This is a genomic window from Myxococcales bacterium, assembly GCA_012517325.1.
Lineage (GTDB): Bacteria > Lernaellota > Lernaellaia > Lernaellales > Lernaellaceae > JAAYVF01.
Window position 1 is genome coordinate 1 of record JAAYVF010000024.1, and the last position, 20,905, is coordinate 20,905.

The 20,905-nt window shown below is 59.8% G+C and carries 22 protein-coding genes; 12 read left to right on the forward strand and 10 right to left on the reverse strand.

The features are described 5' to 3' along the window. Window positions 1-136 precede the first annotated feature (136 nt). From GX444_04630 to GX444_04645, 4 genes are all read right to left on the reverse strand, one after another. Window positions 137-1,849, reverse strand: coding sequence for a hypothetical protein (locus GX444_04630; protein NLH47873.1), 1,713 nt, complete (start codon window positions 1,847-1,849; stop codon window positions 137-139). Window positions 1,850-1,964: 115 nt separating this feature from the next. Further along, complete coding sequence (locus GX444_04635) at window positions 1,965-2,567, reverse strand: hypothetical protein (protein NLH47874.1); 603 nt, start codon at window positions 2,565-2,567, stop codon at window positions 1,965-1,967. Then, window positions 2,564-3,181, reverse strand: coding sequence for a TetR/AcrR family transcriptional regulator (locus GX444_04640; protein NLH47875.1), 618 nt, complete (start codon window positions 3,179-3,181; stop codon window positions 2,564-2,566). Before GX444_04640 ends, GX444_04635 begins: the two co-directional genes overlap by 4 nt. Window positions 3,182-3,309: 128 nt before the next feature. Then, the gene (locus GX444_04645; GenBank protein NLH47876.1) at window positions 3,310-3,675 is read right to left on the reverse strand and encodes a DUF952 domain-containing protein; all 366 of its coding nucleotides are present in this window, start codon (window positions 3,673-3,675) and stop codon (window positions 3,310-3,312) included. Window positions 3,676-3,772: 97 nt separating this feature from the next. On the opposite strand from GX444_04645, the gene GX444_04650 reads away from it, so the two are divergent. From GX444_04650 to GX444_04675, 6 genes are all read left to right on the forward strand, one after another. After that, window positions 3,773-4,564: a 2-oxo acid dehydrogenase subunit E2 gene (locus GX444_04650; GenBank protein NLH47877.1), complete on the forward strand. Its 792-nt coding sequence runs from the start codon at window positions 3,773-3,775 to the stop codon at window positions 4,562-4,564. A gap of 24 nt (window positions 4,565-4,588) precedes the next feature. Beyond that, window positions 4,589-4,909, forward strand: a complete 321-nt coding sequence (locus GX444_04655) for a hypothetical protein (GenBank protein NLH47878.1) — start codon at window positions 4,589-4,591, stop codon at window positions 4,907-4,909. A 180-nt stretch (window positions 4,910-5,089) separates the two neighbouring features. Then, entirely contained in the window at window positions 5,090-6,139 is a 1,050-nt protein-coding gene (locus tag GX444_04660) for a hypothetical protein (GenBank protein NLH47879.1), read from the forward strand. 56 nt (window positions 6,140-6,195) lie between these two features. Continuing rightward, on the forward strand, window positions 6,196-7,029 hold the full coding sequence (locus GX444_04665) for a C_GCAxxG_C_C family protein (protein ID NLH47880.1): 834 nt from the start codon (window positions 6,196-6,198) through the stop codon (window positions 7,027-7,029). 208 nt (window positions 7,030-7,237) lie between these two features. After that, entirely contained in the window at window positions 7,238-8,446 is a 1,209-nt protein-coding gene (locus tag GX444_04670) for a hypothetical protein (protein ID NLH47881.1), read from the forward strand. A 61-nt stretch (window positions 8,447-8,507) separates the two neighbouring features. Continuing rightward, the gene (locus GX444_04675) at window positions 8,508-8,771 is read left to right on the forward strand and encodes a hypothetical protein (GenBank protein NLH47882.1); all 264 of its coding nucleotides are present in this window, start codon (window positions 8,508-8,510) and stop codon (window positions 8,769-8,771) included. A 22-nt stretch (window positions 8,772-8,793) separates the two neighbouring features. On the opposite strand, the gene GX444_04680 is transcribed toward GX444_04675, so the two are convergent. Beyond that, entirely contained in the window at window positions 8,794-10,983 is a 2,190-nt protein-coding gene (locus tag GX444_04680) for a hypothetical protein (protein NLH47883.1), read from the reverse strand. 212 nt (window positions 10,984-11,195) lie between these two features. On the opposite strand from GX444_04680, the gene GX444_04685 reads away from it, so the two are divergent. Both GX444_04685 and GX444_04690 read left to right on the forward strand, forming a co-directional pair. After that, window positions 11,196-11,852, forward strand: coding sequence for a flavodoxin family protein (locus tag GX444_04685; GenBank protein NLH47884.1), 657 nt, complete (start codon window positions 11,196-11,198; stop codon window positions 11,850-11,852). A 25-nt stretch (window positions 11,853-11,877) separates the two neighbouring features. Then, window positions 11,878-12,345 (forward strand): glyoxalase/bleomycin resistance/dioxygenase family protein, encoded by a 468-nt coding sequence (locus tag GX444_04690; protein NLH47885.1) that lies wholly within the window; start codon window positions 11,878-11,880, stop codon window positions 12,343-12,345. Window positions 12,346-12,351: 6 nt separating this feature from the next. Here GX444_04690 and GX444_04695 read toward each other — a convergent pair whose 3' ends face one another. Next, a complete protein-coding gene (locus tag GX444_04695; GenBank protein NLH47886.1) occupies window positions 12,352-13,668 on the reverse strand; it encodes an amidinotransferase in 1,317 nt (438 codons plus the stop codon). A gap of 80 nt (window positions 13,669-13,748) precedes the next feature. On the opposite strand from GX444_04695, the gene GX444_04700 reads away from it, so the two are divergent. Then, window positions 13,749-14,453 (forward strand): DNA alkylation repair protein, encoded by a 705-nt coding sequence (locus GX444_04700; protein ID NLH47887.1) that lies wholly within the window; start codon window positions 13,749-13,751, stop codon window positions 14,451-14,453. 39 nt (window positions 14,454-14,492) lie between these two features. Here the strand turns inward: GX444_04700 and GX444_04705 are convergent, their stop codons facing one another. Beyond that, the gene (locus tag GX444_04705; GenBank protein NLH47888.1) at window positions 14,493-15,479 is read right to left on the reverse strand and encodes an aldo/keto reductase; all 987 of its coding nucleotides are present in this window, start codon (window positions 15,477-15,479) and stop codon (window positions 14,493-14,495) included. 184 nt (window positions 15,480-15,663) lie between these two features. Between GX444_04705 and GX444_04710 the strand changes: the two genes are divergently transcribed. Both GX444_04710 and GX444_04715 read left to right on the forward strand, forming a co-directional pair. Then, window positions 15,664-16,248 carry a TetR/AcrR family transcriptional regulator gene (locus GX444_04710; GenBank protein ID NLH47889.1) on the forward strand — a complete coding sequence of 195 codons (585 nt, stop codon included), beginning with the start codon at window positions 15,664-15,666 and terminating at the stop codon, window positions 16,246-16,248. A gap of 63 nt (window positions 16,249-16,311) precedes the next feature. Beyond that, window positions 16,312-17,673 (forward strand): alpha-amylase, encoded by a 1,362-nt coding sequence (locus tag GX444_04715; GenBank protein NLH47890.1) that lies wholly within the window; start codon window positions 16,312-16,314, stop codon window positions 17,671-17,673. A gap of 25 nt (window positions 17,674-17,698) precedes the next feature. On the opposite strand, the gene GX444_04720 is transcribed toward GX444_04715, so the two are convergent. The 3 genes from GX444_04720 to GX444_04730 all read right to left on the reverse strand — a co-directional run bounded on the left by GX444_04720 (window position 17,699) and on the right by GX444_04730 (window position 19,183). Further along, window positions 17,699-18,244: a DUF1566 domain-containing protein gene (locus tag GX444_04720; GenBank protein ID NLH47891.1), complete on the reverse strand. Its 546-nt coding sequence runs from the start codon at window positions 18,242-18,244 to the stop codon at window positions 17,699-17,701. Window positions 18,245-18,289: 45 nt separating this feature from the next. After that, the gene (locus GX444_04725) at window positions 18,290-18,910 is read right to left on the reverse strand and encodes a DUF1566 domain-containing protein (GenBank protein ID NLH47892.1); all 621 of its coding nucleotides are present in this window, start codon (window positions 18,908-18,910) and stop codon (window positions 18,290-18,292) included. A gap of 63 nt (window positions 18,911-18,973) precedes the next feature. Beyond that, window positions 18,974-19,183, reverse strand: a complete 210-nt coding sequence (locus tag GX444_04730) for a YdeI/OmpD-associated family protein (protein NLH47893.1) — start codon at window positions 19,181-19,183, stop codon at window positions 18,974-18,976. Window positions 19,184-19,352: 169 nt separating this feature from the next. Between GX444_04730 and GX444_04735 the strand changes: the two genes are divergently transcribed. After that, on the forward strand, window positions 19,353-20,897 hold the full coding sequence (locus GX444_04735; protein ID NLH47894.1) for a glycoside hydrolase family 1 protein: 1,545 nt from the start codon (window positions 19,353-19,355) through the stop codon (window positions 20,895-20,897). Window positions 20,898-20,905: the final 8 nt, after the last annotated feature.

Consider the following 20,905-nt stretch of genomic DNA (forward strand, 5'->3'; position numbering starts at 1 on the left):
CGGGTTCATCAGCACGATCAAGCTCCGCTGCCGCTCGTCCATTCCGCGCATCGCCTTACTCCCGTCGAGGTTTTGGCGCTTGGACAACGAAGCCGATGCCGAGGTTTAATGAGAAGGCGGGTTTTTCAACAAACTGCTAGGAATCGCTTTCCGCCGCGTCGTCGTCGTCGGCCGGATAATCTTTCTTGTCTTTGTTGCTTTCGTCGTCGTCGCGGCTTTTACGGCTGATGAAAACCGGCTTGCCGTCGGGGCCGATGACGCGGGCGCGCTGGTCATCGCCGAACAGATAGAGCGTGCCGTTTTTGCCCCGCGCCAGCAAGGTTTCCTCGCCCAGAAAACCACCGCGCCAGGTCAGCTTACTCAGCGTTTCCAGGCGCTCGCCGTCCGGCGAAAGCCGCACGACCTTTTCATCGCTGACGAAGTAGGCGGTGCCGTCCGCGTCCAGATGGATGCGGGTCAGGTTGTTGCATTCGGGGATTTCGCGGTAGTAGACCTTGCGGCCGTCGCGCTGGAAACGGGCCAGGCGCGTATAGCTGACGAACACGTACGAACCGTCGCCGGCCAGGTAAATCTGCACGTCCATGTCGTAGAGGCGGTCCGGCTTGTTGCCGACCTCGCTGAAGGCCACCGCCACGGTGCCCAGCGATTGCTTGAAAAAGCGCACCAGGAAATTGGGGCGCTTCGCTTTGCCGGTACCCCATACCGCCAGTTCCTCGCCCTCCGGCGAACAGCGGACCGGGCCGTTGAGAATGTTCGGATACTCGATGTCGTCGACGCCGTAATAGGCCAGCAGCGAGCCGTCGCGGTCCTGAATCACAGACTTCCACCGCTTCGGCGTCAGGCGCGGCGACGACTTCTGCCGGTCTTTCGAAAAGCTGATTTTATCTGCGAGGCGGCCGTCGCGGCGGGACAAGACGTGAATGGTGTTGCGGCCGTTCTGGTGCAGCCACAACCGGTCATCCGCCGCCAGCGCCAGCCGCGCCCGCACACTGTCGTCGTTTTCGAACGGCACCGGAACGTCGCGCTGCACCCACCGCACGGTCAGGTCCGGCGCGAGCGAGGCCACGACGGTCGTCTCGCTACCCTCGAGCGTGCAGACCAGATAGAGGAAATCGTTCTCGTCGATGAGCAAATCCCCAAGATCGTCCCACTCCAGCGCCAGGCCGGCCGCGTCGAAAATCCGGTCGGCCTTTTCGTTGTACACGAGGTACCAACGGCTCGCCGGCTGCGTCGAGTGCAGTTTTTTCCATACTTCATCGGGAATGATCGTCGTGGTGCCGCAATGCTCGCAGGTGATGTCGCGCTCCTGGCCGTCGACCGCGAACGGCGCGCCGCAGTTGTAGCAATGCAGCGTGACCGGAGTCGCGCCGCTCGCCGCGGGCGGTGTGGCCGTCGTGGCCGGCGCGGCGGCCGCTCCCGGCAGCAGGTTGAAATCCTCGCCGACGAGGCAAACGACGTTGCCCAGAAAATCGGCGTAATCCGCGGGCACCCGGCGAACCGAGATCCGCCCGGTCCCGCCGTCGACGGCGATGAAACCCTGGCCGGCGGCGGCCAGCACCGCTTTCAGGTCGAGCGGCTTTTTCGTCTGCGGCACGCGCGGCTGCTGGCGGCCGTAGCGGACGGCGAACTGCCGCGAGCCGAGGATCATCGTCGAGTCCGAGCCTTCATCGGGTTTCAGCCCGGGCACTTCCTCGAACATGTCCTCCAGCAGCGAGTTCCACAGCTCCGGCGAAAATTCGTTGGCCACGTTGCAGCGATGGCAGACGATTCGGGGCACCAGGGCATTGACCGCCAACTGCTCGCCGCAGTTCGTGCAGTCGGTCTTGATCTCCAGCGCGATACCGATCATGGCCGCGTCCTCGCCAAAAATGGGTTGGGGAATCTTCGGCGATCACGGTATCATTTTACATCGGCGCCCTCCAGTTGCCTTTGATCGCGCAACCGGCGTCTCCCGATCGGTAGGGTTAAAACCCGAGTCCCGTGAAGACCAGGGGCGCGCCGAAGTAGGGTTCGTCGCGGACTTCCTTCTTGAAGCTTTCCGGCTTGTTGCCGCCGTAAACGCCGAAACCCAGGGCCCATTGCGGGGTGATGTAGAGCGAAATCTTTTCGCTCAGTTTGATGTCGAAGCGATAGCCGATGCGCCCTTCGTTCCAAAGCTCGAAGCCGGAGTAGTATTTCTTTTCGTGCTTTTCGTAATACCAGTCGTAAGCCGGCCACAACTGGTATTCGGCGTGCAACCCCTTCCACAGATAGTGGCGCAGGCCGACGATCACGCCGGGGGCATGGGTCGCGCCGTCGTCGAACTGAATGTTCATATACGACAAGCCGAGCATCAGATCGTTTTGCGGCGCAAACTGGTAGGAATACTGCACGACGTAAATGCGCATGAGCGGTGACATCGGGCTGGCCTCGATCGCGTGTTTTCGTTCGGCGGCGGGCGGATTCGGCGCCGGGTCGGTCCCGTTTTCGGCGGGTGTCGTCTGGGCCACGGCGGGAACGACCGCCAAAAAAAGTGAAACAAAAAGTAAGCCGATCAAGCAAGCCGCCGTTTGGAGAATCGTTTTCATTGACGTTTCGTTCCTTTTTTCGATGACGTGGTTTCGGCGCACAACAGTTGAAAGACAAGTTCCGCGTCGGCGATGATCTTTTCCCGCAGTTCAGGGCCGACGCCCTGAATGTAACGGCCGGCCACCAACCGCGAGAGCACTCCGTGCAGATAGCCGTGCACGATATCGGCCGCCCGGGCGATGGCCGTCGCGGGTACCGCCGCCGGCGCGATGGCCGCCAGATGACGGGCGAAATCGGCGGCCGGCTGGGCCAGCTTGGGCACCAAGTTTTCCCGCGGCGCTCCCGGCAACGGTTCCATCCAAATGAAGCGATACCAGCCGGGATGGGCTTGCGCGAAATCAATCTGACTGCCGATGAAAACCCGGAAGGCGTCGCGCTTCCGCCGGGTTTTCGCCATTTCCATTTCCGTGTGGTTCACCAGTCGCTCCACCGCCTCGACCAAGGTGTGCCAAAGCAAATCGGGATAGCTGTCGAAGTAGTTGTAAATGTTGGTGTGCGCGCAGCCGAGCGCGCGCGAGATCTTGCGCAGATCGACGCCCGTCAGGCCGTGATTTTCGTCGATCAGCTCGAGTGTGACCTCGAGGATTCGCCGGGCCATCGGTTTTTCGCTCATCTCGCCCTCCTTGCGCCGCCGGGACCAACGCGGCACCGTTCATTACCACTGGTAATTACCATTGGTAATTTGCGGTGTCAAGATTTTTTTTGCCCGAGATTTTTTTGTAAGGACGCGCCGCCGCGAGGTCAGATCAACTTTTGCACTTCATCCGGCAGAGCAAAGGTGCCGTCTTGGCGGTAGGGGAATTCGACGACTTGCCGGATCGCGTCGCGGTTGACCGGCCCATAAACGTGCGGAAACAGCGAGCCGACGCCCGGATCGTGGCCGCGGCCGGTCGGGTCTTCGTATTTCAACTCGGTGTTCAATCGTTTCTCGTCGATGATCAAGAGCAGCAGATCGTTTTGTCCGCGGAAAAAGAGGTTGGCGGTATCGACGACCTGCTTCACGGTCGAGCAGTGGATGAACCCGTCGCTTTGCAGGGAGGCGGCGCGATATTCGCTTTCCCCGGCGGCGGCTTGCCATTCCTGGCGGGTAGTGATGTGGACAATCATTCGACAATCTCCGGCGACGGCGCGCGCTTTCGCTGGCGGACTCGACTTCCGCGAATATTGATTCTATTTTCGTTTTCTCACGATTCAGGGAGCTTCCTTGCCGAAGAATGATACCACGTTTCGCACCGTCCGCCTGTCGCCCCAGCGCCTGGCCATCGTGGATTCGCTGCGCGCCGCGCGGCGCAAACCGGCGATTCATTTTCTCGGCGCGATCGACGTGACCCATGCCCGGCAAGCCCTGCGCGATTACGAAGCGCGAACCGGGCAGCGCCGCTCCTTCACCGCCTTGCTGATTCATTGCCTGGCGCGGACGATCGACGAAGACAAAACGATCCAGGCGTACCGGCAGGGCAACCACCTGGTGATTTTCGACGATGTCGACGTGTGCGTGCTGGTCGAGCACGAGGTCGGCGCGGATCGGATCGCGGCGCCCCATGTCTTGCGCGCGGCCAACCGCAAATCACCGGCGCAGCTTCACGAGGAAATCCGCGCGGCGCAAAAGAGCGGCGCGGCGGCGGCCGAATCGTGGCGTTATATCCGTTTTTATCCCTGGTTCCCGGGATTCGTGCGGCGGCTGTTCTGGCGTTTTCTGTATTCCCGCCCCGCCCTGATGAAAAAGACCGCGGGCACGGTTTGCGTCACGGCGCCGGGATTGTTCGGTTCCGGCGGCGATTGGGGCCTGCCCGTTTCCGGCTATACCCTGACGGTGACCGTCGGCGGCATCGCCGGCAAAGAGGAAATCATCGACGGGCAACGCGTACGGCGGGAAGAACTCTCGCTGACGATCAGCGTGGATCACGAGATCGTGGACGGCGCCATGCTGGCCCGGTTTGCGGAGCGTTTCCGCCGGCGGATCGAGCGCCTCACCCCGGACCTCGAATCCGTTTAATCGCCATCTGCAAAGGAATGAATCATGGCTTACGTCGGAGTCGGGTATTATCGCAAAACAACCGCACCGGATGCGCTCGAAGCGACCTGGACCACCGCCTTGCTTTTCGACAAAGGGCTGGGAACGGGCATGGTCAAAGGCGCCTTCAGCAACGGTTATTGCGGCAATCACGTCGTCACCTATTTTCTTCCGGACGGTAGCAACGCCGGCACCTTCGATCTGCTGATCGAAAGGAGCGGCGCGGCCTATCGCCTTTCGTGGCGCACGGAAGGCCGCGTCGTCTTCACCGGACTGGGCGTCGAAACGACTGACGGACTAGCGATCGGCTTTACGAAAGTCGAGTGACCCGATCGGCGGAAAGTCTCCGGATAAGCGCTGCCGACGGTTCATTTTTTTCTCCGGCTTCCGCAATAATTCTTGCCCGCGAGAATCAAGCGGCGTATCAATGGTTCCAACATTCGCTCTTTCCGAGCTTTCGGCGAACCACGGCATCTCAACCGGCCGCTTACGGGGGGAGGGTCGATCATGCACAATTTTTATTTGTTCGCGCTTGTCCTTTTTTCATTGGCGGCGCTTACCGCCTGCTTTTCGTTCGATGACGACGATGACAACGACTCCGCCGACGACGACACGGGTAGCGGCGGCGACGACGACGACGATTCCGGGGCCGACGACGATGACGACGACGGTCCGGGTTGGCATGTGGTGAACGGCGTGACCGAAGACGATCTTCACGGTTTGTGGGGATCTTCGGAAACCGACATCTTCGCGGTCGGTTACGCGGGCACGATCCTGCATTTCGACGGGGCGGAATGGTCGGTAATGAAAACCGACGAAAACACCACGCTCTGGGCCGTGTGGGGCCTCTCGGCCGGCAATGTCTACGCGGTCGGCGGCGACAATGCGACCGACGCTCCGGTGGTCGAGCATTACGACGGTTCCACCTGGGCGGCCGTGGATACCGGCCTGGCCACCCCGGCGCCGTTGGATGGCGTCTGGGGCTCGTCGGCGACGGATATTTACGCCTCGAGCAACGGCGGCAACAGCGGCACCGGCGGCGGACTTTACCATTTTGACGGCGCTGCGTGGTCGCAAATGACCACCCTGCCCGACAACCCGAACACGCAATCCGTCTGGGGCCTCTCGGCCTCGGCGGTATTCGTCGGCGGCGCCGGTTCGAACGGGTCCGGCATCTGGTACTTCGACGGCACGACGTGGACCAATCCCTTCAACGGGTTGGCCGAATACATCAATGGAATCTGGGCCTCCTCGGAAACGGATATTTTCGGAGTCGGCGGCGGCGGTCAGGCGATTCATTACGACGGCGTTTCCTGGACCTCGATGTTCACCGACATGTCCGGCGGCCTGTGCGGGATTTGGGGCACCGGGCCCCAGAATGTATACGCCGTCGGGTCAAGCCCATTTGTTTTGCACTATGACGGCGAATCGTGGACGCCGGCGGACGACCCGGAACACGGCCTCGACTCGAACCTGTGGGCCGTGTGGGGCACGTCGGCCAATAACATCTACGCCGTCGGCGACGGCGGCACGATTTTGCACTTCACGGGCGAATAATCGAGCAATGATTGTCTTGTCGCGCCGAGAAGAATATCACGCGCGGGAGAAAAACGGTGCCCAACGATACGAAAAAAATATTTCACCGCTGCGGGACCTGTTCGCGCACCTTTCATTTCCTGTTGAACCGCGAATTCGGCCATCCAGCGGACGCCGAGGAACGCGCGGCGGATCCGTTGGCCGGCGGGCTCATGCGAACCGGTCACCAATGCGGCATGTTATGGGGCGCGTCGTTGGCCGTCGGCGCCGAAGCCTCCCGCCGCTACCGCGATCCGGACCAGGCCGCGGCGGTCGCCATTGCGACGACTCGCGGCTTGATGGAATCCTTCGCCGGGAGCGCGAAAAGCGTCGATTGCCGGGAGATCACCGGTTGCGATCTGACCAGCAAATCCGGTCTGGCCAAGCTTTTGCTGAAAACCGTCCTCGGGCTTTTCTATTACAGTCCCTGTTTCAACCTGGCGGAAAAATGGACGCCGGAGGCGTTTCGCACGGCAAAGGAAGGCCTAACTCTCGTCCCAACCGAATCGCCGCAACCGCCGCTGAGTTGCGCCTCCCTGCTGGCCAAAAAAATGGGCGCCGGCGACGCGGAAGCGGCAATGGTCGCCGGCTTCGCCGGTGGTCTTGGCTTGAGCGGCAACGCCTGCGGCGCGCTCGGCGCGGCGATCTGGTTGCGCGCCCTCGCCGCCTGCCGGAATGATACCGGGAAACCGTCCGCCGACCGCAACCAGGGAGAAGTGCAACAGATTTTGCGCGACTTCGATCAGGCGACCGCTGGAGAGATACTTTGCGCGAAAATTTCCGGCCGGCGGTTTGCGACAATCGACGAGCACGGTGAATTCATCAGAAATGGCGGTTGCGGCACGTTGATCGACCTTTTGGCGCACTCCTAGCCGTTTCCCACTCGATTGACTCTTTGCAAATAAAATTAGTCTTTCGTATTCTGATCACCGGTCCATCGTGATTTTCCACAACTGTCGCGAAAACGCGTTTGCAAACAATTCGACTTACCGGCTCACACCATGCCGAGGAACCCGATTGATGAAACAGCTTCTGTCTGCGGCGATGAATGAGGGCACCATGCGGATACGACCGATTCGTATGCCAATCTTGTTTATCTTGGCGCTCGTTTTTCTGTTTGCCGGATGCGTTTCCGACAATGATGACGATACGACCGCGAATGAAGCGGATGACGATTCGGCCGCCCCGCCCGACGATGATGATGACAACGATGACAACAACGACAATGATGCGGCCGATGACGACACCACTCCGGCTGACGACGACACGACACCCGCCGATGACGATACGATCGATGACGACGAGACTTCGGAAAATGCCATTGCCGTCGGCGGTTCCGAGAATTACGGGCCCGTTGCCTGGATCAGAGGGCCGAAAGGCTGGTCGGCGCTGACTTTCCCAGGTGTTCCTACTCTTTACCCTCTGAACGACGTTTCAGCTTTTAATGACGCCGGCGCGTTTCTGGTCGGGGGATACGGCCAAACCGCCGGCGTTTACGAGTACAAGGACGGAACGCTCATCGACCGGAGTTTCGCGTGTTATTCCTGTTGGCAATTCGGCGTCAGCGCGCTGAACGCCACGCGGGCCGCCAGCGCCGGTTGCTATGCCAACATGGGGTTCACGACTAGCCGCATCTGGATCGATGACGGAGTGCAATTCACCGCTGCGGCCGTGGCCGAGCCCAATGCCAACGGCATGTGCGTCGCCCGCGACATCTCCTGGATCAACCAAGACGAGGCCGTGGCCGTTGGGCGTGATTACTACACTAATTTGGGCATTCTTTGGAGCGGCAATGAACAGGGTTTTGCCATCGAGGAACCACCCGCGGTCGCTGGTTCATGGCAACTGACGGCCGTGGCCGCCTGCCCCGGTGACGAGGTTTATGCGGTCGGAACCCACGGCGCCGTTGCGCAAGGGCTCGTTTTACGGCGCACCGCCAAGGGGTGGAGCAAGGAAACATTACCGGCGATCAGCCTGCATTGGGATTTACGTGGAATCGGATGCTCGGACGATTCCGTCTTTGCCGTCGGTTATGATTGGATCAATGGGCGCGGCTTGCTTTTGAAAAAAACGGCGGCATGGACTTCGGAAACGCTACCCCTCGCCGACGGCGGTTGGGGCCTGGACGCCATCGCGACGGACTCCAACGGCGGCGGTTACCTTGTCGGCTACGACCATTTCGCGTCGCGCGCGGTGATTTTCCGTGGATCCGCCGGCGAATGGCAACCGGAGGATCCGCCGGCCGCGGAAGAAAATCAGCCGCTGCTGGGGGTGGCGATTCTCGATTGATTTCACCTGGCGACGAAGCGGATGATGGGGGCGCAACCTTCTTCACCGAAAGGAGACCGAAATGGACGGAAAGCGGATGTTGTGGATCATGGCCGTGATCGTGCTGCTGGGCTTTCTCGTGTCGGTGGCGGCCTACGCGGCGACGGCGACGACCTACACCAAGGGCCAGAAAGTGCAAGTCCTCTGGAAGGGCACCTGGTATGCCTCGACGATCCTGGAAGTCGGGGCCGACGCCAACGCGGGCAAATACAAAATCCATTACGACGGCTGGGGTAACGAGTGGGACGAATGGGTTACGCCGGACCGGATCAAGCCCGCGAAATAAGGCGCCGCTAAAAAGTTCGACGCTACTCGACGATCTCCCGGATCAGATTTTCGGGGTCGTCGGTCAGTTTCAGTGCGCCGCGTTCCACCACGTAAGGGTCGGTGTCGTCCCAATTCTTCTCGATGAACGGATTCGCGAAGCGGCCGTAATCCGCTTGCGAAATCGTGGCGCCGCGCACGATAAAGTCGCCGTCCCAGGAATAGACTAACCGGCCCTGCCCCGGCGATTCGTAAAGCACCTGCTGCGTTGCCGGTTCGATTTCCACCCGCGCCGCCGCCACCAACTGCTGGAAGGTGTCGAAATCGCCGTACAAGGTCGCGTCGCCGACCTCGCAAATCCAGACGTTCTCGGCTCCGTCGGCCACCAATTCCTTGCCGGCCCATTCCCCTTCGGTCCGCCATTCCGTCGGATTGTACGAATACAGCGCCGCGTACCCGTCGCCGTAGCGGACGAAGGTCCAATCGTCCTGTTGCACGACTTCATCGAACGCCTCGGTGGGAATGAAAGCGTGCGTGTAGTTGGGCAGCAGCAGGTCGACGATCGGCTGAACGAGCGCCAGATCCAGTTCGGGTTTGCGATAAAGAATGATCGCGGCGGTGCGGTACTGCGCCACGCGCGGATGCCAGCCGCCGGTCCAGTCCCCGGCGAATTCGTTCTCGACGAAACCGCCCGGATAGGTAGTGAAGAGCAGCGCCTCCCAACCGAGAGTCGCCTGCCAGACGTGCGTCTGCGCGCCGAGCATCCCTTTCCAGTAATCCTGCGCCGAGGCCAGCATCACCTCGGGCGTCCGGTAAACGTAGGTATTCGCCTGTTGGATGGAATTGCCGCAGGCCAGCGGGAACAAACCCCACATCAGGTCGTCGAGGATGCCCAGGTCGTTGAGCGGTTTGACGAGCGCGAAGGCCGCGAAGGGGCTCGGCGCGGCCAGCAGACCCCATTCCTCGAACATCGCGAACGTCGTCTCGATCGCTTCCGGGGCGACGAAGCCGTTCATCGACCACCAGTACAACACGTCGTCGTAATTGTCGTAGCCGATGCCGTGCGCGGGACCGTCGGCGACGTTGAGCGAGATCTTTTCCTTGGAAACCAACCCGCGCGGTCGGGCGGAACCGACGGCCTCGACCACGGCCGGCAGTCGATACAGATCGGAATCGGCCAGGGCGACCGCGGACATGGAATCGTTGTCACCGTAAGTATCGCCCTTGCCGAACATCAGCCAGATCGTGGTTTTGGTGTCCTCGGTTTCGAGCCTCTGCTTGTCCTTCATGTAGGTCCGGCCGTGCGCGACGCCGAAAACGCCCTCGTGATTGTTCAGCGCCATGTCCAGCAGCATTACGTCCAAAGCCATGCGGGCGCGCAACTGGATATCCTCGTCGTTGCCGAAGTCGCTGAGGTTCGCCAGCGCGGGGATGTCCTCGTTGTAATAGACGTCCGAGTGAAACTCCGTGAAGCCGAACCGGAGGCGGAACTCCAGCCAACGGTCGATATAGAAGCGCGCCTTCGCGCGCAATTGGGCGCCGGTCATCCCCGAGTTGGTGAAAATCGCGTCGGGAAAAAGATCGCCCATGACGAAGGCGGCGGAGTTGAAGAGGATGTGATGGTTTTCCGTCTGGTAGTTCATCGCGTCGTTGCCCGGTTCGTCGACCCAGTAGGAAAAATTCAAGAGCGACGCGACGATGGTGTCGTATTGCGCCGGGGACAGATTGGGATCGTCGCCGTATTTGGCCAAAATGCGGACCAGCGAAGCGACGCCGAAATCGGCGCAATCCTCCCGGGCATCGACGCGGGACAAGGCCGCCGCGATGGCGGCGTCGGAAACCGCGCCGGCCCCGGTTGCCAGAACGCAAACCTGGGCGTTGATGCTGCCGCTCCCGAGGCCCTCGGCGGCGCAATCATCCAGCAGCGTGGCGATCCGCCCGTCGAGGCCGGAGACGAACGGCGTGGAATCGTCGGTGAACGAACCATCGTCCAGCGGTTCCGGGCCGGTGTCGTTGTCGTTATCGTCGTTGTCATTGTCGTCGTTGTTATCGTTATCGTCGTCGTTGTCGTCATCATCGTCGTCCGTCGACGCGTCGTCATCGGCGGCATCGTCATCGGTCGGGCCGGCGCCGGAATCATCATCGTCGTCGTTCGAGTCGCAGCCCCAAAGAGCGCTGCCGATCAAGCCGCAAGCCAGCAACAACAGGCAAAGCCGAAACGCGAAAGTCTGCATGTTTCTTTCCCTTCCCCGGAAAAACCGAATCGTCCGCATCTTCATCGGATTGAGCGGAAAACACAATGCGATTTTGGCGCCGTGACGAGAGAATGGACGGCGCGAATGATTCTCAGCCGGCGCCACGCGCCTCTACCCAATAGAGCTGGGTTTTGGTTTAATTCAGCGCAGTAAAAGAAGAGCCGCAAAAATCATCGATCACGAGGTGAACCATGCGCGCGATCGCGATCAACGGCAGTCCCCGCAAAAACTGGAACACGGCCACCCTGCTCGAAAACGCGCTGGCGGGCGCGGCCGCCCAGGGCGCCGAAACCAAACTGGTCTATTTGTACGACTTGCATTACCAAGGCTGCACCAGTTGCTTTGCCTGCAAACTGCGCACCGGAAAAAGCTACGGCCGTTGCGCCCTGAACGACGACCTGGCTCCCATTCTGCGACAGATCGAGGAGGCCGATATCCTGCTTCTGGGCTCGCCGATCTATTTCGGCGCGGTGACGGGTGAAATGCGCTCGTTCCTGGAACGATTGTTGTTCCAGTACATGCTGTACGACAAAAATTATTCGCTTCTCCGCAAAAAGGCGATTCCGGTCGGCATCATCTACACCATGAACACCACCCAGGCCGGAGCGGAAGCGCGAAATTACCCGATTACCCTGGGGGCGATGGAAGCGGCGATCAAGCGGATCCTGAGTGACGAGGACGTCGCCACGCTGTACGTCACCGACACGTATCAATTCGACGATTACGAAAAATATGAGGTCACCGCGTTCAGCGGCGCCCATAAAGCCAAGCGCCGGGCCGAGGTCTTTCCGGAAGACTGCCGCAAGGCCTACGCCCTGGGCGCCGAGTTGATCGCGCGTTTCGTCTGAACCCGTTTTATCGAAAGGCATCGCGATGCGATTCGTTTGTCCGCTCCTGGTCGTCGAGGATCTGGAAAGGTCGCGCGATTTTTATTGCAACGTGCTGAAGCAAACCGTGATCGCCGACTACGGTGAGAATATCGTTTTCCGAGGCGATTTCTCGCTCCATCAACGCGCTCATTTCGAGGGATTGTTGGGAAATGGCCGCGCGGTGCGATTCGGCGACGACAGTTTCGAATTGTATTTCGAAACCGACGACCTGGATGAAATTCGCGACCGCCTGCAAAAAAACGGCGTCGTTTTTGTGCACGATTTGCGGGAACAGCCCTGGCGTCAGCGGGTCATGCGCATCGCGGACCCCGACGGACACCTCATCGAAATCGGCGAACCGATGCCGGCGGTCGTCCGGCGGCTGGCGCAAAGCGGCATGACGATCGCCGCGATCGCGGCGGCGACTTCCCTGCCCGAGCGGATCGTGTTGCGCGAGTTGGCGCTCCGGTGAGCGCGGTCATTCCCGGCGCAACACCTGCGTCGAACAATGCGCGGCCCCGTAACCGCCGGTCAGGTTGTGAAAGTCCATCCAGGTGGCGTCGGCACCGGCATTTTTCAACGTCGTCTTGTAAGGCGCGCCGACGCCGTCGATTGCCAGAATCCGATTGGCGCGAATCGTCAGAAAATTAACGCCGTAGCGAAGCTGATCCTCCGAGCTCACCGGAATGAGCGTGAAGCCGAGATTTTCCTTCAGGTATTTCACGAAATCGACGTCCGCCGCGATTTTCTGGTAGGCGTTGCCCGCCAATTGATAGACGTCGACCACGGATTGACGTTCGGCCGGTTTGCCGTTTTGCCCGATTCGCTTTTCTTCGATGACCGCCAAACGCGGGCCGATGAGGTTGAAGTAAGTGTCCAGGTGCATCTCGTCCTGATTTTTCCAACTATCCTTGACCACCACGACGCGCGGCACGCCGAAAACCTTGTTTTCCAAAAGTTGCGCGATCGCCGCCGCGTTGGTCCGCAGGCCCTGCCCGATCAGCGCGGTGTCGCCGGCCGGCAGGAAATCGCCGCCCTCGAGGCGGGCTTCGCCGGTCACCTCGAAGATCGGTTGGATGCCGAGCTTATGCAGCGCGAACTTCATGATGCGGGTTTCCACGGCGCGTTGCGGCGAGTTCATCCTGCCGACCACCACGCCGCGAGCGGTGGTGATCATCTGATCGCGGCAGAAATACAGGTTCATCACCGGTGCCAATTCATAGGTCGCCGCGAATCCGGTGTTGATTTCGGTCTGCCGCAACCGAACGGTGGGCTGCAACAGGATGATCTGCACCAGCTCCGCCGGATGCAAAGCCGCCAGAGTCTGTCGCTTGTAGTCGGCCTGTTCTTTTTGCAGCGCGGGCGGCAAGGCGGAAGCGTCGACCGTCAGAAACGTGCCGGCGAACTCCCGCAATTCGTCGAGCGCCGGCCCCGACAGCGGGTTGCCCGCCTGGTCGACGGTTCCGTCCAGCAGCGTGCCGACCACGGTGTGAACGGTGGCGCCTTCTTTTTCCAGCAGCTTGATGTAATTCCGGTGTTCGCGCGCCGCGTCCCGCAGCGAAAAGGCGCGTTCGAACAGGGCCGCGGCCGGATGCACCACGCCCAGTAACAATTCTTCGCCGGGCGTATGCACGAGAATTTCCTTGGCGGGCAGCCACTCGGCGCGGCTGCCGACGACGGGAACTTTCGCCGGGCCGGTGTTTTGCGCCGAGGCCAAGGAAACCAGGACCGAAACGACGATCAATAAGCACAATCCGCCGATCCATTGCCGCGGTTCCGGCCGCCGGTATTTCATCGCTTCTGCTCCTGTCGTGAGATTTCCGGATTCGATCTTTCGCTCGGACGCGAATAGAATAGATCAAACGAGGTGGAAAAATGAAGCTCATTCGCGACATTCGACAGGAACTGAAAGCCGGGGCCGACGAGGCGACCCGCCACAGCGCCGAACGCTTTTTCAAGGAAGAAATCAAGGTCTACGGTTGGAAAACCGCCGCCGTCGAAAAACTGGCCAAGGCGACTTTTAAAACCGTCAAGGATCTGCCCAAAGCCGAAATCTTCGCTCTGTGCGAAGAACTATGGCGCTCGGGTTACATGGAGGAAACGTTCATCGCCTGCACCTGGGCCTATGCCGTGCACCGACAATTCGTCCCGGCTGATTTCGCCGTCTTCGAGCGTTGGGTGAACGATTACGTCACGAACTGGGCGGCTTGCGACACATTGTGCAACCACACCGTCGGCGACTTTCTCCAGATGTATCCCCAATACCTCGGCAAGCTCAGGCGTTGGGCGGTCTCGCCCAATCGTTGGATGCGCCGCGCCGCCGCGGTGTCGCTCATCATCCCGGCGAAAAAGGGCCTGTTTCTGAAAGAAATTTTCGGCCTCGCCGACCTCCTGCTGACCGACGACGAGGATCTGGTGCAAAAAGGTTACGGTTGGATGCTTAAAGCCGCGAGTCAGGCGCACCAGCTGGAAGTGTTCCGCTTCGTCATGGACCACAAGGAGGCCATGCCGCGCACCGCTTTGCGCTACGCCATCGAGAAAATGCCGCCGCAATTGAAAACCGAAGCGATGAAAAAATAAGCCTACTGGACGCAGCGCAGGCCGGAGTCAATCCCGCGTTCAGGAATTGATGCCTTTCATCCCCTCGGCCGGAAAACGCTCGCCGGCGGCGGCGCCCGGCGGCAACGCGGCCTCCAGAAAAGCCAGATCCGTGACGGTCAGCGTCAGCGAAAGCGCGCCGACGTTTTCTTCCAGGTATTTGATTCGCTTCGTTCCCGGGATGGGCAGCACATCCGGGCCGCGCGACAACAGCCAAGCCAGGGCAATCTGGCTCGGCGTGGCGTTCTTCGCTTTCGCCAGTTCCTTCACCGCTTCGACCAGCCGCAGATTGGCCTCTAGATTGGCACCCTGGAACCGGGGCGCGCGGCGGCGAAAGTCGTTTTCCGCCAAGGCTGTTTCCTTGCCGAAGGCGCCGGTCAACATGCCGCGCCCCAACGGCGAAAAGGCGACGAAACCGATGCCCAACTCTCGGCAAACGGGCAATACCTCGTTTTCCGGGTCGCGCGTGAACAGCGAATATTCGCTTTGCACTGCCGCGATCGGATGCACCGCATGCGCGCGGCGCAACGTAGCGGCCGAGACCTCGGACAACCCCAAGGCGCGCACCTTGCCCTGGCGCACCAGTTCCGCCATGGCGCCGACGGTGTCCTCGATCGGCACGCCGGGATCGCGCCGGTGGGCGTAGTAAAGGTCGATCACCTCGACGCCCAGCCGCTTCAGGCTGGCCTCGCACGCCTGCGCCACGTAGGCCGGACGGTTGTCGATGCGGCGTTCATACTTGCCGGGTTCGCGCACGATGCCGAATTTGGTGGCCAGCACGACGCGGTTGCGCCGCCCGGCCAGGAAACGCCCCAGCAAGGACTCGTTGTGGCCCGATCCATACATGTCGGCCGTGTCGAAAAACGTGATCCCCAACTCCAGCGCGCGTTCCAGCGTCGTCAGGGATTGCGCGTCGTCGGTGGCGCCGTAAAACTCCGACATTCCCATGCAGCCGAGCCCGAGAGCCGACACCGTCAAGCCGCTACGGCCGATCGTTCGTTGTTCCACGTTTTCCTCCCCCATCCGCCGGCAACGGCATGGCGGTTGGCAAATGATTTTCGCGATTTAATTGAAAGGGCTTGCCGTCAATTGATATTCTAGCCACCCTGGCCGCCCCGGCAATCCGGGCCGCGACGATCGGTCGATTTTCCGGCGGCCTTGACTTTTCTATACCGATCGGTATACTCACCGCATGATTGACGGCTCGACCGGTAATAATCGCTCGTTGCTCGCCGCTTGCGCTTTGCGGCTTTTCGTCGAATACGGCTATGACGGCGTCGGCGTCCAGCAGATCGCGGACGCGGCCGGCGTGACCAAGCCGACCCTTTACCACTACTACGGCAGCAAGGTCGGGTTGCTCGAATCGCTGTTCGACGAACAACTGGCGGAATTGCATGACCGGCTCAAGCGCGCCGCCGACTATCATCACGATCTGCCGCAGACCCTGACCGAAGTGGCGCGCGCCGTGTTTGCATTCGCCAAAACCCATCCCGACCTGTATCGCCTCCATTTGTCGCTGTGGTTCGCGCCGGTGAACAGCGAGGCATACCGGGCGGCGGCCCGCTTTCACGAGCGGCAGTTCGCGGCGCTGGAAAAACTCTTTCGCGCGGCGGCCGCCGATCACGGCAACATGAAAGGCCGGCAGCGCGCCTATGCGGCGACGTTTCTGGGCATGATCAACAATTACGCCGCCCTCGCCCTCAACGGCTACGCCGAGCTCGATGAGGCATTGGCGCGGCAATCGGTGCACCAGTTCATGCACGGCATTTTTTCCTGATCCGGCGCGGCGTGTTTTTTTTACCCAGCGCTATACCGTTCGGTATAGTCAGTGAGGCCGAAGATGGGACATTGGTTCGAAGAGGCGATCTTCTATCACTTGTATCCCCTGGGCGTCTGCGGCGCCCCGGCGCAAAACGACCTGATTGCGCCACCAACGCCGCGTTTGGAAAAACTGCTTCCCTGGTTCGACCAGGCGCGGGACTTGGGGGCGACGGCGCTGTATCTTGGGCCGGTGTTCGAATCGGGATCGCACGGCTACGACACGGTCGATTTTTTTCAGACGGATCGCCGGTTGGGCGATAACGAACTGCTGGCCCACATCGTGGCGGCGGCGCATGCTCGAGGCTTGCGCGTCCTATTCGATGCCGTTTTCGGGCATGTCGGGCGCGATTTTTGGGCGTTTCGCGATCTGCGCGAACACGGCGCCGCTTCGCCCGATCGCGGTTGGTTCCGCAAAATCGATTTCGGCCGGCAAAGTCGTTTCGGCGATCCCTTTTCATACGAATATTGGAACCATTCCCCGGAACTGCCGCGGCTCGATTTATCCGCCGCCGCCGTCCGCGAGCATCTGTTCGCGGCCGTCGACGATTGGCTGGCGCGTTACGACATCGACGGCCTGCGGCTGGATTCGGCCGATTCGCTTGATTTGAATTTTCTCGCCGCCTTGCGCGAACATTGCCTTCGGCGAAAACCCGACTTTTTCCTGTTGGGCGAGGTGATCCACGGCGATTACCGCCGCTGGGCCAATACCCAAACGCTGCATTCGGTGACGAATTACGAGGCTTACAAGGGACTCTGGTCGAGCCATGCGCAGCACAATTTTTTCGAGATCGGTCATTCGCTGGCGCGCCAATTCGGAGAGCATGGACTGTATCGCGACCTGCCGCTTTACAACTTCGCGGACAACCACGACGTCAACCGGTTGGCGAGCGTACTGCGCGAACGGGAGCAGCTTTTTTCCCTCTACGGCCTCTTGTTCACCATGCCGGGGATTCCTTCGCTCTACTACGGCAGCGAATGGGGAATCGCCGGCACGCGCACGGCAACCGATGATCGGCCCTTACGGCCTTGTCTCGACCGCGCGGAAATGAACAACCGCTACCCGTCCGACCTGCCGGACGCCCTCCGGCGGTTCGCCGCGGTGCGGCGCGGTTCGCCGGCGCTTTGCCGCGGGTCCTACCGGCAATTGTCGCTCGCCGCGGAACAATTGGCCTTTCTGCGCCAAGCATTGGAGGAAACGGTCGTCGTCGCCGTGAATGCAGCCTCGACCGAAGCGTCGATTAATTTGCACCTGCCGGGAATCGACAAGGCAAGGCTGACGGATTTACTCAATCCGCCGGAACGCTACGCCGTCACGGGCGGACGGGCCTCGCTCGTCATTCCGCCGCACTGGTTGCGGGTTTTAAGGGTCGAACGAAACTGACAGAACCGGATCGCCTCTGACGGAATCAGCGGACGCAACGGACGTGGAACATACTGATGTAATCGAGATAAACATAGCCTTTGACCACCTGGCCATTCTTGAAATCGATTCCCCAGGCGCCGTCGTAATCCGCATCCTCCGTAGTGGTAGACGACCAAAGCGCATCGCAACCTCCCGATAAACCCGGCGGACCATAACAACCCTTGTTGGGCCCTTGACCATTTTTGCAATGCGAACAAAACGTGTTTTGGCATGACAAAAATGAGCAGGAATCCGTTACTCCGCATTTCCCTTCAGCCAAGGTTCCATTACAGCCACGAACCAACGTGCGCAATTCGGAAATGGCTGGAAAACGCCAATTCCCCCCAGCCAATGACAGCTCCGCACAAAAGGATCTGGCTTCTTCCCAAGTAAGATAATCGTTTGAGGGAATCGTTTGCCAGACAAGGCCGGTATTCGGATCCATCCAGGTGTCATTCAGGCCTTCGATGTCGTCATCACGGTCGCAGGACAGGATCAATCCGAGGGGAAATAACAGCGGCAACAATGTCAGGAGAAAAAAGTGTTTCATCAATGCTCCAAACATCAATGATTGAACAAAATCGCTTGTGCTTACTTAGGGACGAACGCAGCGGACATCCGCGGTACCGTTGCCTACGACATCATTGCGAAATACAGCGGCATTTCCGAAATAAATATACCATGCATCATACCCGACACCCGCGACCGAGGAAGAAGACCACAATCGCTTACAGGGACCGGGTAATTCGGGCGGGCCATAACAGCCATGGTTGGGTCCGTCGTCATTGCCGCAGCCTTTACATGCATCAGTTACACATTCCTCATAATCCAGACATGAATCCGTGACACCGCAGGAACCGCCCGGTTCGGTGGAGACACAACCATGGATCAACGTACGCAATTCCGAAATGGTCGGCAAACGCCAATTACCACCCGGTAATTCCAGATTCGCGCAATAGGTTGCGGCGTCTTCCCAGGTGAGATTTTCATTTCGCGGCCTCACCCGCCAAGTAAGTCCGGTCAACGGATCGGTCCAGGCTGACCCGGTGACATTATCGGAATCATCATCCAGGTCTGTATCGTCATCCATTGTGTCGTCACCGGCATCATGTACGGAATCATCGTCCGACTTGCCCCCGGTGTCATTATTCCCATCACAGTCGCAAGCCGGCAATAACGCCAACAATAAAAAAATCAGCAAAAAATTTTTTTTCACAGCACACCTCCTCTGCAAATAATAACAAAATGCAAAACAAACAACAAGATTTAACTGGGAGAATTATCTCGATTTTGGATTCCACTTCATTTTCATATAGATACTGCCTTGCCGCAACTCATTGAACATCTGCTCAAGACGTTTCTGCCTGGTTTCTTCCCGTTTGGCGCGGGCGATCCAACCGAGATAATCGTTCTGCTGGTATGCAGGGCGCAGACGGTAGGCTTCCATCAACCCTTTTTCGATCAAAGCCCGGCGGACGAAGGCGGGCATCGGATGGCGGGCTCGTTTCAACCGAGCGAATGATCGTTCGCTCATTATCACCTCCTACGGAAATAGTATCAGTCGTTTTCCGCTGAACGCAACGGTCGCGGTTTACTTGCCGTGAAAACCGAAAGCGGATACTGTTTTCCAAAGTTAAATCCAGCCGGAGTCTCCAACCATGAAGCGAATCTTTTTCGCCTTGTTTCTGATCACGGCTTTTTTTCTCGCCTGCGCCGGCGAAGACAACAACGACGATGATTCGGGCGAATCGGATCAATCCGACGACGATAACGACAACGACGATAATAACGACGACAACGACGCCAGCCCTCCGCTGGCCTATGCGTTTCCCGCCGGGTTCCTCTGGGGAAGCGCCTCGTCCGCCTACCAAACCGAAGGCGGCAACGCTCATTCCGATTATACGCAGTGGTTGCTGAAGCGATACGGCGAGGACCGCTGCGGCATGGCCGATAATTCCTACAATCTGTACGAAACCGACGCCGACCTGGCCGCTCAATTGGGCTCCCAGATGTACCGGTTGGGCATCGAATGGGCGCGGATCGAACCGGCGCGCGATCAGATCGACCAGGACGAAATCGCGCACTACCGCCTCGTGTTGCAAGCGCTCGTCGAGCGCGGCATCCGGCCCATGGTCACCCTGCACCATTTCACCAATCCGCAGTGGATTCAGGATCAGGGCGCCTGGCTCAATCCCGACACGGTCGAGCAATTCGTTGAATTCGCGGCGTTGATGGCCTCCGAATTCGGCGATCTGGTCGACTACTGGCTCACCATCAACGAACCGATGATTTACACGACCGGAACCTATCTGATCTGGGTCTACCCTGGCGGCACTTTAAACAACATGAATAAAACCATGCAGGCCACGGTGCACATGATTCAGGCTCACGCCCGAGCCTACCGCGCCATCAACGAGGCTGACCTCGGCGACGCGGACGGCGACGGGGAAGCGGCGCTGGTTTCACTGGCCCAGGTTTTGTTTCCCACTTCGCCGCTGCGGCCGGACAACGCAAACGATATCGAATCGGCGCGCATGTACGACTACCTGATGAATCGGTTGTTCTTGTGCGCGGTGGTTTTCGGAATGCTCGACGCAAACGGCGACGGCGACACCGACGACGCGACGACCGACCCGGCTGAAGGCTATCACGCTGAACTGGCCGGCACACTCGATTTCCTGGGATTCAATTATTACAACCCGGTTCAGGTGCTGCATTTCCCGTTCGTCTTCGGCACCGTCCAGGGAGTTCCCTGCTTTCCGCAAGCGGATTTCATCTGCCATCCCGGCGGCCGCGAACCGTACGTGCAAGGCGACAACGGCAACCCCATCGTGCCTTCCGGCATCTACGACCTGATCGCGGATTTTCAGGACGAGTTCCAGTTGCCGCTGCTGATCACCGAAAACGGCCTGGCCACCACGGACGGCTACAAACGTTCATGGTTCATTCTGGAGCATCTCAAATACGTGCACACCGCGATTCAGGACGGTTACGAGGTGCTGGGATACCTGCATTGGTCGTTGTTGGACAACTTCGAATGGCTGGACGCATTCACCATGCGTTTCGGGCTTTTCTCGGTCGACTATTCGACATTCGAACGTTCCTGGACCGAAGGCGCCGAGACTTACTCGACCCTCGTCCATGCCAACGGCATCAGCCAGGAACTTGTGGACGCTTACGCGGAGCCGCCGGCGGCGGAATGAACCGGTAA